Genomic DNA, 12,387 nt, shown 5'->3' with positions numbered 1-12,387 from the left:
AAGCCAACGGGCCATCGGGGTGGGCACCGCAATGGCGCGGATATATAGCGAAATATACCCCCGGTCCGTTACCGGCGGTAATCCAGCGGCGGCTGGCGGTCGCCCAGCAGCGGCGCATAGTCGAAATCATCGCCGCGCTTCCGTTGGAATTCATTTGTCGCCTGCTCGACGAGGCGGGGCTCCCGCAGCAACTGAATACCGGCCAGCGTCAGCGTCTCCGCCGCGAGCAGCATGCCCTTGTGGCCGATGCTCGTTCCGCCGGCGGCTACCGCCTGCCAGGTATGGGCGGAAGTGCCGGGTACCCAGGTGGCGGTACCGAAGCCACCGGTCGGCACATTCCAGCTTACGTCGCCGACGTCGGTGGAGCCGGGCGAGGCAGTCTCGGACGGATCGTAATCGACGATCTTGCGCTGATCGCCGAGTTCACGGCCGGCTCCGTGGGCGAGGCCGGTCAAAGTCTGCGCGAACTTCTGTTCTTCTGCCGAGTATTCGATGCCGCCGAACTGGCGCATGCTCGCATCCAACAGGCGGTTCAGAGTCTGGTTCGGCAGCAAGCTGTGATTGCCATGGATTACCTCCCACTCGACGCTGGTGCCGGTGCCCTGGGCTGCGGCCCGGGCAATTTCCTCCACCCGCTCCCAGATGGGTTCCAGCGCCGCCGCGGATTCATCGCGCACGTAGTAGAAGACTTCGGCGTTGGCCGGCACCACGTTCGGGGCCATGCCACCGTCGGTAATCACATAGTGGATGCGGGTGCTGTCCGGCACATGCTCGCGCATCATGTTCACCATAAAGTTCATCGCCTCGACACCGTCGAGTGCTGAGCGGCCACGCTCCGGCGCTGCGGCGGCGTGGCTGGCAATGCCCTTGAAGCGGAACTTGGCCGACTTGTTGGCGAGGCTGGAGCGGGGCAGGGCGGCGTTCTGGTCGCCCGGGTGCCACTGCAGTACCACATCGGTGCCGTCGAAGGCGCCGGCGCGCACCATATACACCTTGCCGGAACCGCCTTCCTCTGCCGGTGTGCCATACAGGCGAATCTCACCCGGCGAGCCGGTTTCCTTCAGCCAGCGGCTCAGCATGATGGCGGCGGCGGTGGAACCGGCGCCGAACAGGTGGTGTCCGCAGGCGTGACCCGCGGCCTGGCCTTCGATCGGGCTCTGCCGCGGAACTGCCTGTTGCGCGACGCCGGGCAGGGCATCCATCTCCGCCAGCAGGCCGATCACCGGCCCGCCGCGTCCCTGGCGATAGCGAGCGACGAACGCGGTGGGAATGTCGGCGATACCGGTCTCGACACTGAAACCGGCCTCTTTCAGGTGATCCTGCAGGGCCGCACTACTGCGGGTCTCCTGGTAGCCCATTTCGGCCCAGTTCCACAGGTCGTCGGCCAGGCCGGCGGCCTGCGTGCTGATACGGTCGGATTGCTTGCCGACCCAGGCGGCATCGCCAGCGAGGGACTGGTCGTCGTAGGCGTGGGCGGTGGTGATGGCGCTTGCCAGCGCCAGCGTTGCCAGAGTGCTGCGAATCATGGAGTTTCCCGTTGTTATGATCATTGTGGTCGGAGCGGATTGTTGAAACCGTACCAGTTTACTGAGCATTGTGCCCAATAGTCAGCTCGGTTCACCGCGTTCACACGCTCTGGTCGACGCGCCCCGTGCCTGTTATAAACGGCAGCAGGCATGTATCGCGCGGTAGGCGCCGCGGAGCTACTCTGCAGCGGGGCGCCAATAAATCCAATAAAAAAACATACCGAACCAAGGGCCCAAGGCTACAGGAGGCATGGAGCATGTGTGACGACCAGACCAACAAGGACGCGGAAGCCTATTTTCGCAGCCGCGGCATGAGTCGCCGCGATTTCGGCAAGGTCGGGCTGGGCGCCGCGCTGGCGATGATGCTGCCGGTATCGGCACAGGCGCAGGACGTTGTGGAAGCGAATGTGATGGTCGAGACGCCGGACGGCGAGGCCGATTGCTATTTCGTGCACCCGGCCAAAGGCCGGCACGCGGCGGTGATTATGTGGCCGGATATCTTCGGTATGCGCCCGGCCTTCCGCCAGATGGGCAAGCGGCTCGCCCAGTCCGGTTATGCCGTGCTGGTGGTCAATCCCTATTACCGGACGATGAAGGGGCAGCTGGTGCCGAATGATGTTGACGTTATCGACCCCGAGCTGAAGCAAAAGATTTTCCCCAGGGCGCGCGAGCAGGCCCGCACGCTGTCGCCACAGACCTGCGTGACAGACGGCCGCGCCTTCGTGAAGTTTCTCGACCAGCAGCCCGCGGTGGCAGCCGATCGACCGGTCGGCACCATGGGTTACTGCATGACCGGCTCCTACACTTTCCGCCTCGCGGCCGATATGCCGGAACGCATCGGTGCCGGTGCATCCTTTCACGGCGGTGGCCTGGTGACGGATAAACCCGACAGTCCCCACCTGCTGATACCGAAAATCAAGGCCGGATTCCTGGTGGCGATTGCCGAGAACGACGACGAACGCGATCCTGAAGCCAAAACCGTATTGCGCAAGGCTTTCGACAGCGCCGGCGTTACGGCCGACGTAGAGGTGTACGAGGGCACGCTGCACGGCTGGTGTCCGCCGGATTCTGCGGTATACAACGAGGCCCAGGCGGAGCGCGCCTGGCGCGAGGCGTTGACACTATTCGAGCGCAATCTCGCTTGATGCCGGGTTGTGCAAGCTGATCAAGAGACAAGAGTGATGGAGAACTTTGCAGAAATAGAAGCAAGGGTGATCGAACGTTTCGGTGGCGAGCAGGAGCTGGCGGCCCGACTGACGAAGCCGAAGTCGTCGCGCACGATCAAGAAAATCCCCGACGAGCGCTGGCTGTCCGAGGCCTCGAAGGCGGTATTCCAGGCGGGCTTCAACTGGAAGGTGGTCGACAGCAAGTGGCCGCGCATCGAGGAAATTTTCCACGGCTTCGAGCTTTCCTTCTGCCGTTATCTTTCGGATGAGGCACTGGAGGAAATCCTGAAGCAGGACGGCATGATCAGCCACTGGAAAAAGACCAAGTCCATCCAGCGCAATGCCGATTTCTTCTGGCAACTGTCCAATGTGCACGGCGGGCTGGGCAACTATTTTGCCGGATGGAACAGTGCCAATTACGCCGACAACCTGAAATCCCTGCAAAAGGGCGGCGACCGGCTCGGCGGCAAGACCGCCCAGGTATTCCTGCGCCGTATGGGGGTAGATACGCTGGTGTTCTCCAATGACATGGTGCAGGGACTGATTCGCGCCGGCGTGGTGCAGAAAAAGCCGTCGTCGAAAAAAGACTGGGCCGCGCTGCAGGAGGCGATCGAGGCCTGGCAGGGACAGAGCGGGCGCAGCCTGAATGAAATCAGCCAGATACTGGCATTTTCTGTTGGCTAATGATGCCTTGGATGGAAAGGGCTTCTTGATAATTCACAGTCGAAGCCCTTTTTTCCAGGATAACCGCTCCTTAAAAGTCGACCGCTGGCGCCGGCAGCTCTTCGAAAAAGATATCTCGCTGATTGTTTAGATCCATCTCGTACATGATACCCAATTGCCCATCTTGCAGTTTCTTTACCTCGGGCCCGAAAGGAATATTTTCCAGCAGCATCTGAGGGGCACTGAACGCACCCGTGGCGGTCAGATATGAGTAGTAAAACTCATAAGAACTTGCGAAGAACAGTGCTGGCTTGCCAGAGATTTCCAGCAATCGCGGTTTCATGTGTAGATGTGGTGACCAATTGACCGTGTAGCTCTCCTGCCAGTTGACCAGGTCAGGTGATTTGGCAATTACGAGAGCCTGTTTCGTGTAAGAAACAAATACCAGGTAAAAATCTCCAGACTGAGTTTCAAGTAGGTGCGGGTCAAAGTCCCATCCTGCGCCGGATGAAACTTTGGCCGGGGTGCTCCAGTTTTGCAGATCCGCACTGCGAGTGACATAGACATCTATGTCATCTCCGACCCTCAGGTAGTAAGTGATCACGTAGCTGCTATCTGAGAGCTGAGTTAAAGAACCACTGGTAATATCCTGCTGAGAGCAGTCGGCCTCGGGACAGGGTGCAAAACTGGTATTTTGAGTCAAGTTCCTGCGCCCCCAGGTGACTCCGTCACCGGAATCAAACAGGCAGATATCCAACCCGGAGCACATGGCCAGAAACATCAGGGTTCCGCCGCTGGTCTCGATCATATTGGGCTCGCCGTGCACAGGGGCCGGCAGATCTGTCGGTACTTTCCAGGTTTTACCCCCGTCGTCAGAATGGGAGACTGCGCTTGCCAGACCTCCGTCCCGGAACTCCGTGTAGACGGCCACTAGCTGGCCATTTGACCTTTGCACGAAGCCGGGCCTGACTGAAGAAGACTTTGAGTTACTGACGTAGTTGCCCCGGGCATCGTCCAGTTCATAAGTACAGGATTCAGTCGAACAGCTCGAAGTAAAGGAAACCTCCTGCTTGTACTCTTCGTAGGGGAAGTTGGTGTCACAGGCCGACGGGCTCATAGAACAATACAGGGTGATTTCGGTTCTATATTTTCCTGGAACACGGGGCGCCCAGTATTCGATGATCCAGGTTTGATCCCAAGGGTCATATTGAGCATTGTAGGCGCCGCCACTGGTGTATTCGGTCAAGTAGTTACCCGGATCGTCGACGCTATAGGTGTAAAATTGAATGTGCCAGCCATCTTCCGGCTGTGCATTGGCAAATGTCGGATCAAAGCCCTTGGTGAGAACCCGGATTGGTGCTTCCTGGGGATATGCAGATTCCACACAGCCGATAATGAGTCGGTCCTGATGATCAGGAATGGAGTCATTGTCGTTGTCGATGTCGACAGTGTCGCCGATACCGTCACAATCCCAGTCACTATGCTCCGATGCATCATAAGGAAAAGCGTCCCGGTCATCGGTTACATTGTCATTGTCGTCATCATCATCGACAAGGTTTTCCAGGCCGTCTGAGTCGAAATCGCCGCTTCGAGTATCGTCGTGGGGATACTCATCGACTACGTCTGGGACGGTATCATTGTCGTCGTCCGGGTCCGCATTGTCTCCAATACCATCGCCATCAAAGTCTGTACTCTCACTGCTGTCATAGGGCCAGAGATCCTCTTCATCAGAAACGCCGTCACCATCGTCGTCGCTGTCGTGCAGACTGTCTATGCCGTCCTGATCCAAATCGCCACCGCTGGACGGATCATCAGGAAAAAGATCGTGTTCGTCGTTGATCCCGTCGCCATCGTCATCGTGATCCTCGTCATTGCTGGTACCGTCATCATCGCGGTCGACCTTGTCGGACTTGCGGATGCTTAGCTCCAAGTGAACTTTTACCTCTTCCGGTCCGGCGATAACACTGAGGTTGAGTTCGGTCAGCAGGGTTTGAACTTTGACACTGTTGGTAAAATCCTCCTCTGACATGTCGAAATCTTCCGGCGTAAAGCCGGCATTGGATACGGCCTCGACGCCCTCTTTGGTGATATTGATACAAACTGAGATATCGCCATCATCATCGAGCGTCTGTACCAGTCGCGCGAAATTGACTACCCGCCGATCATGGATATCGTGAGCATCAAAAAGCTCCAGTGGTGTCAGACCTGCTCGAGCAGGAATTGGATCAAAGACCAGATCTCCGATCGAGAAAGTTACTGAATCGCCCTCTTCAAAGATGAACTCACCACAGTTATCAGTGTTTCCTTCGTGACCGGAGGAAGCACGATAATGAATGTTATCGATCGGACTATCGATAATGACACCGGTATAGGTCACTGGAGCTACTGCTACCGGTGCCGGACTGACATCTGCTGAGTCACCAGAAGAACCTCCACCGCATCCAGACGACATAGCGAAAGCTAGAAAGATCGTAATGAGAGGAAGTTGCTGAAAGGCCTTCATATAGGTTTCTCGTGTACGCAAAGCCAGCGTGCACAATTTACCTTTATGCGACGCTGCTCTGTCTTATCGGAAAGTGAAAAGTAACGGCACTCAAATCTGTTCGAATAGTCGGCAAAACGCTTATGTCGGAAAACTGTGACGGACCTCACAAAGGTTGTCACATATCTCTTTTTCAAAAAACTCATGTAGGAAAGCTAACCTTGGCGAAGGGCGACACGTGGTTGGTCACTTCGGTGCCGTTGAGGGGCATAACTTCGAATCGAATGAGGGGCTGATTTATTCGCGCAGCTTCTATAGTTACGGCAGACGTACTCCCTGTCCACTGATCAGTCGCTGAAGAATGAGCTACGCGAACCTATCCATCGTCGCACTTTTCATTTTTTGCTACAGCATCTTGAGCCGCCGCGTAGCGCGCACGCCGTTTAATGGTGCTCTGGTATTTACCTTCGCTGGTTTTGTGCTGGGCGGTTACGGCCTTGGGTTGCTGGACCTGGCCATAGATTCGGACGGACTCAGGATTCTGGCCGAGTCGGCCCTGGCGCTGCTGCTATTTACCGAGGCGGCAGGTGCGAATCTCAGTGTGTTGCGGCAGGCGGTCGCCATTCCCCGCAGACTGCTACTTCTGGTATTGCCGCTGAAGATCTTTATCGGATATCTGTGTGGCTTGCTGTTGTTTGACGATCTCAGCCACTTTGAAATCGCGGTACTCGCCACTCTACTGGCGCCGACAGATGCTGCCCTGGGCAAGGCGGTCGTCACCAATCCGGCCGTACCCGCCTACATCCGTGAATCCCTGAACGTGGAAAGCGGTCTCAACGATGGTCTGTGTGTGCCGATACTGTTTGTTTTTCTGGCACTGGCTACCGGAACGGCGGCACCGGATACCACGCCGGTGCTGGCGCTGGAGTTGACCCTGGGTGAGCTGGGTACCGGACTGGCGGTCGGGCTTTCAATGACTACCGTCATGGCGCTGGTAATGCGTGCCGCGAATGCCCGCGGCTGGATAACCGAAACCTGGCGCCAGCTGCCCGTCATTGGCATAGCCCTGAGCTGCTTCGGCGTAGCCCAGTGGCTCGACGGCAGCGGCTTTATCGCGGCTTTTTCCGGCGGATTGCTATTCGGCTGGATCGCGCGGCAGCAAAAACACGAGTTTCTTGCCAGTGCCGAGGGTGCTGGCGATACACTCACGCTACTGACATGGGTGGTATTTGGGGCTGCCGTGATCGGCAAGCTGTTTCACGAAGTGACGTGGCAAGTCGTGCTGTATGCCGTATTGAGCCTGACTGTGGTGCGCATATTGCCGGTAATACTGTGCCTCACCGGGACGAGCGCTACCTGGAGGGAGAGGTTGTTTATGGGTTGGTTTGGCCCGCGCGGTCTGGCCAGTATCGTGTTCGCGGTCGTGGTGCTGAACCAGAATCTCCCCGGTGGGGATATCATCATCGTCACCGCCGCCTGTACCATTCTTTTCAGTGTGATTGCACACGGTATCACCGCTAATCGGCTGATTCACATGCTGCGCAAGTATGACAACAGGGCGAAGCGTTAACACTGCTAAAAACCTATAGCGCCGCTAATTGCTTGCCCTGCCACCATTAGCTAATGGATTACTTCAATTCCCAGCTGCCATCCAGATATTCCAGTACCGACATGCGTCCCTGGTCGAGGAGCTGGATATTGCGCACCTGGTAGGGGCCGTGCAGACCGGAAGCTGCCAGCTTGACCTGATCGATCGGCACCTGCATTTCGCGCTGGCCGGCGTCCAGCCACTGTGCCTGGTAGGCGAGCAGCACGGGCTTGTATTCACCGGCGCTGTCCCTGCCGAATACCAGTGCCCGCGCTTCATAGCGCCCCGCGTGCTGTACGCTGAGTGACAGTTGAAGATTCTGCGCACCGCTGTCGACTGCCGAGACACCGGCCGTTTTAGTGAAGACATCGGCGGCGAGCACGGCGACGCGCTCGATCGGTTCGTTGCGCGCATTGCGCAGAGTGGAGCGCACTTCAATCCGCCACAGCTCGCCGGGTACCGAGGGGGCGTCCGCCGTGATCGGCCAGTCCACGTTATAGCTGTTGCCGCTCATGTTGCCGTCTACTGCATAGCGTTCGCCATTGGGCGCGATCAGCGTGGTGGAGATGGATTCCAGTTTCACGGCGGTATTGCCGCTCGGTTTGGCATCCAGCACCAGCTTGCCGGAGCGGGCAAAGCGCTTGCTCGGGGTCTGTACTTCCAGCGCGATATCACTGTGCTTGTCCAGCACGTAGACGATATATTCCGCATCGCTCTTTGCGTTGCCATTGGCCTGCAATGTGAACTTGCCGCGGCCCATTTCCTCCGGCACGCGCATCACATGTGCGCGGCCGTAAAAGTCCGGAAAATTCTCCCTGAGACCCTGCGACTTGCGGTACAGCGCGATGCTGTCATCGTCCACCCGCCGGCGCTCGGTGCCATTGGACAGCGTCATACCGCGCGGAATCTCGGCATTGACGACGCGTTTGCCATTGCTGCTGCGATCGAGCGGTGAAATCTGGATAACCGCCTTCTTGGCGTCGATTACCAGTTCGACACCGCGATTCAGCTCGGCACCACTGACCCTGCGGAAGAATACGCGGCTCTTTTCATTACTGCCGGTATCGGCCAGCCGCTGTTCATCAGCCGGGTCGACATATTGCGAAAAATGTATCTGCTCGCGGCTGTTGTTGAGAATCTCTTGGGCGGACGCGACAGAGGTGAACGCGCAGAACGCCAGCACTGTTGTGATGAGTATGGATTTCATGGTTTCACCTTAAATATCGTTTCGCAGGATCACGTCGAGATTGAAGCACTTGCGCCGGCTCTGGTTGTGGCTCAACGGCTCGCCACCCTTGGTCCTGCTGTAGTCGTAGAACCATAGTCTGCCCGCGGCGTTTTGCGACGAGCAATTCAGGAAACCGTCGGAGCAGCTGTCCAGCCACTCCTGGGTGACCTCCAGGCCAAGGTTCTCGGTATAACCGCCGCAGTAGCTGTCGGCATCCCACACAGCGGTCTCCACATCGGTACCGACGACGTTCCAGAAGCCTACCGGCAGGGACGGGCGCCCGGCAGTGCCCAGCAACCAGTTATCGTTGTAGTAGGCCATCCAGCTGGTCTGCTGCATACGTACGGCATCATTCTGGTAGCCGAGCAGCCAGCCCACCGAGGCTTCGAACACATTGCCGGCCATCACCGCATCGGCCAGCGGTGTGCCCGCGCTGGACGCGGCGAGTACGTTTATCCAGCGGGTGCTGTTGATGATGGTGGGGTAGCGGCTGTCCCAGGTCGGGTTGGACAGTATCCAGCGCATGACATTGCCGCCGTTGGAGTGGGTCACGACGACCAGATCGTCGATATTCATCGACGTGACAAAATCGTACAGCTGCGTCGCCAGGCAGCCGGCGGCAGCGTCGTCCCACATGTACTCCTCAAAATTACAGTTCACGACTAGCAGGTTGCTGCCGGTTGGCAATCCCTGGCGAATGGATTCCACCATGCCGGATTTCCAGTAGTCGTTATAGGCATCGGACTGCTGGCCGGTGCCGTGCACCAGTGCCACACCGGTAGCGGCCAGTGCGGACAGAGGTGCGCTTAATAGCAGCGTAACCAATAATGTAAATGCTCTCGTTTTCATCGACTGTTCACCGTGTTGTTACTTTTATTTTTTGAATGGAAAATGGAATAAGGAGAGATGAGTAAATAGGTCTGTCCTTATTTTTAACCGGTTTCTGACTGGCACTTCGGTACGGCTTCAGAAGAGCCTGGCCATTGTCCGGGTGAGACTGCGTATCCATCGCATTCGCCGTTGATTCTATATAGCCTTAAAATGCTCAGCAGTGAAATTCCGGCGGTGGTGCCTGAATGATCCGAAATTTGTGCGGCAGTGCATAAAAATTAATAAATAAAAAAATCACTTTCCGCAGGGTGATAAAAAGAAAAAACAGACCGACTGGTTTTGACTGGTGCGTCCGAACCGCTTCAATAAATCCTATGCCGATGGGTGGCTTTGGTGATATGGGAAAGGGATTTTGTTTGGCGTTGAATTTGTTATCGAGAGAGGCGTCAACGCGCAGATGTATCCGATGATTACTTGATGCTAATATCTGCCGGCGGGCTCATAAGAATAAGATTGTCACCCATCCCGCAAATGCGCCTGGCTGTCGACCAGCACTGTGGGTTTTTCGCCACACGCATGGTGAAAATAAAAGCCGGTTTTAACGGCTTCGATAGAGGCCTTATCCCCATCCCGGATACTGCTCAGTTTTAATGCAGCTTCCCGACAACAATAATCACTCTGGAGGCGGTTGACGTGAATGAACATTACAGCGGTCCCGGAATTTATATCGAAGAGATTCCTGTAGATATTCCGCCCGTAGTCCCGGTAGAGACTGCGGTGCCTGTATTTATCGGTTATACCGAGAGAGTCGAATACGCGGGGGTGTCGCTGCTCAACCGGCCGATTGAAATAGAATCCCTCAGCGACTTCGCCACCATATTTGGTGAGGCGCCGGCAGTCGGGGGCTTTACTATCGAAATTGACGCCGATGGTGGTATCGCCGGTGGTATCTTCGATCCGAACCAGAAGGGCATTTCCCGTTTTCGTCTGGCCTACGCACTGAATCACTATTTCCTGAATGGCGGTGGCCACTGTTACGTGATGTCTGTCGGGGACTTCAGCAGCCCCGGGGTAATGTCCGAAATGTCCGCGGAACATCTCAGGGGCCTGTCGGCGCTGGCCGAACAACAGGGACCCACGCTGATCGTGATGCCGGATCTCAGCGGGATAAAACCGATCGACCCTGACGATGAAACATTAATTGACTGGATCAGGGGGCAATATCACGAGGTATTGCGCATGGCGCTGACGCAGTGCGCCGAACTGGGCGATCGATTCCTGATCGCCGATGTCTGGGGCGGAGACACGGCGAAGGAGGGCGTGGTGGAGGCGTTCCGTGCAGGGATAGGCTATGACAATCTCGACTACGGCGCCGCGTACCATCCCTTTATTGAAACCAGCCTGCCGTGGCGCTGGGACTTGGAGACGATCCACCTGTCGCAACCGGCAAGCCGAGCTGCGGACGGCAGCCTGGTTCAGCCGGGGCGTTGTCATAACCTGGCGCTGGCGGAGCTGCTGGTCCGCGGCGAACGGGGAGATCGTCAAGCGTTTCTGGGGGTATACAGAAATGTGCGCGTGGCGCTGGATCAGTATTCCGTCACGCTGCCGCCCTCCGCGGCTATCGCCGGTATCTACTGTAAGGTGGATCGCGAGCGCGGGGTGTGGAAGCCCCCGGCAAATATCGCGGTTTCGGCCGTGCGGGCGCTGCCTACCGCGATTGATGATCAACTGAACGAGCAGATGAATATCGATGCGAGCGGCAAGTCCATCAACGCGTTGCGCCATTTTACTGGCAAGGGGGTTCTCGTCTGGGGGGCGCGTACGCTGGCCGGCCACAATAACGAATGGCGTTACGTATCGGTCAGGCGCTACTGCAGCATGGTCAGGCGGTCGGTTGCGAACGCGCTGCAGGAGTTGGTGATAGACGTGGACGGTAAGCTGGTGGAGGAAATGATCAAGGCCAGCGTGAAAGAATTTCTGATGGAGCAATGGCGGGCCGGTGCGTTGGCGGGCGCCACCCCGGAACAGGCTTTCTTCGTCAATTGTGCAGTTAACCCGGACGGGGAGCGCAGTGATCCGCTGGCACCGCGGGTCGAACTCTACATCGGCGTTGCCGCTGTACGGCCGGCGGAATTTATTACGATGAAGATCCATCTGTAATGGGCTACTGAGACGCTGTACGTCGGTGCAGAGCGCGGATGTTCGATAGGCGCCAACTGGCCGGCGAACGGCGGTCCCGGCAGCTTGCGGCGTGCTAGCCGGGAGACCGGCTTCCGCGCATAGCGGCAATGCCGCGGGCGATCAGTTCTCCCAGGCCCATGCCGAACAGTACCAGCGTTGCGACTGTCCCCCCGATAACCAGCCCCCAGAAGTGTGCCTCCGTCACCATCGGTGCGCCGATCCACTGCGCCAGCAGCGAGCCCTGGGTGCCAAACCACTCCGAATACACCTTCAGCGACAGTATCGCCAGTAAGACAATGCCCCACCAGCGCGAGCCGCGCTCCCTCATATTCAGCACGGCGCCCAGGGCCAGCAGGGCGTGGAGCAGGCCCGACAGGCCTTTGTACCAGCCGATCTGCGGCTCGAACACCAGCAGCGCGATGCCACAGAGGGCGGCGAGGATGGCGATGCCGAGCAGCGCCAGGTCGAGGCGGGGGCGGATCGGCAGCAGCATCCAGGTCAGGACAACCGCGGCGCAGTTCATCAACAGGTGATTGAGATTGGTGTGGGTAAAGTGGCCGGTGACAATGCGCCAGTAGTCACCGGATAGAATCAGGCTGCGCTCGTAGCGCAGCAGGCTGTCCACCTCGGGTGGGGCGAAATAGATAAGACACGCGACAGTGATTATTGCAGCGGGGGCGAGCCACTCGATGACCCTTTCCAGGAGTGTGCGTAGCATGCCG

9 protein-coding genes are annotated in these 12,387 nt (G+C 57.7%); 4 read left to right on the top strand and 5 right to left on the bottom strand.

Translation table 11 applies throughout. The features are described 5' to 3' along the window. Nucleotides 1-68 precede the first annotated feature (68 nt). On the bottom strand, nt 69-1,526 hold the full coding sequence (locus BLW36_RS05815; protein WP_091386050.1) for an amidohydrolase: 1,458 nt from the start codon (nt 1,524-1,526) through the stop codon (nt 69-71). A gap of 257 nt (nt 1,527-1,783) precedes the next feature. Here BLW36_RS05815 and BLW36_RS05810 point away from each other — a divergent pair, with 257 nt between their 5' ends. Further along, nucleotides 1,784-2,671, top strand: coding sequence for a dienelactone hydrolase family protein (locus BLW36_RS05810; protein WP_091386049.1), 888 nt, complete (start codon nt 1,784-1,786; stop codon nt 2,669-2,671). Nucleotides 2,672-2,707: 36 nt separating this feature from the next. Next, entirely contained in the window at nt 2,708-3,376 is a 669-nt protein-coding gene (locus BLW36_RS05805) for a DNA-3-methyladenine glycosylase I (protein WP_091386047.1), read from the top strand. A gap of 70 nt (nt 3,377-3,446) precedes the next feature. On the opposite strand, the gene BLW36_RS05800 is transcribed toward BLW36_RS05805, so the two are convergent. Continuing rightward, entirely contained in the window at nt 3,447-5,858 is a 2,412-nt protein-coding gene (locus BLW36_RS05800; RefSeq protein WP_091386045.1) for a sialidase family protein, read from the bottom strand. A 340-nt stretch (nt 5,859-6,198) separates the two neighbouring features. On the opposite strand from BLW36_RS05800, the gene BLW36_RS05795 reads away from it, so the two are divergent. Beyond that, nucleotides 6,199-7,407 (top strand): cation:proton antiporter, encoded by a 1,209-nt coding sequence (locus BLW36_RS05795; protein WP_091386043.1) that lies wholly within the window; start codon nt 6,199-6,201, stop codon nt 7,405-7,407. Between the two features lie 58 nt (nt 7,408-7,465). Here BLW36_RS05795 and BLW36_RS05790 read toward each other — a convergent pair whose 3' ends face one another. Together BLW36_RS05790 and BLW36_RS05785 are read right to left on the bottom strand one after the other, a co-directional pair. Further along, on the bottom strand, nt 7,466-8,632 hold the full coding sequence (locus tag BLW36_RS05790) for a DUF4785 domain-containing protein (RefSeq protein WP_091386041.1): 1,167 nt from the start codon (nt 8,630-8,632) through the stop codon (nt 7,466-7,468). A gap of 9 nt (nt 8,633-8,641) precedes the next feature. Next, a complete protein-coding gene (locus BLW36_RS05785; RefSeq protein ID WP_091386039.1) occupies nt 8,642-9,502 on the bottom strand; it encodes a hypothetical protein in 861 nt (286 codons plus the stop codon). Nucleotides 9,503-10,177: 675 nt separating this feature from the next. Here BLW36_RS05785 and BLW36_RS05780 point away from each other — a divergent pair. Continuing rightward, nucleotides 10,178-11,644 (top strand): phage tail sheath family protein, encoded by a 1,467-nt coding sequence (locus BLW36_RS05780; RefSeq protein WP_091386038.1) that lies wholly within the window; start codon nt 10,178-10,180, stop codon nt 11,642-11,644. Nucleotides 11,645-11,738: 94 nt separating this feature from the next. Here BLW36_RS05780 and rrtA read toward each other — a convergent pair whose 3' ends face one another. Then, entirely contained in the window at nt 11,739-12,383 is a 645-nt protein-coding gene (rrtA, locus tag BLW36_RS05775) for a rhombosortase (RefSeq protein WP_170833131.1), read from the bottom strand. Nucleotides 12,384-12,387 lie beyond the last annotated feature (4 nt).

Origin of the sequence: Microbulbifer marinus (genome assembly GCF_900107725.1) — a bacterium.
In the GTDB taxonomy this organism is placed as follows: Bacteria; Pseudomonadota; Gammaproteobacteria; order Pseudomonadales; family Cellvibrionaceae; genus Microbulbifer; species Microbulbifer marinus.
Note: the sequence above shows the minus strand (reverse complement) of the source record. Positions and strands in the feature narration are given on the sequence as shown.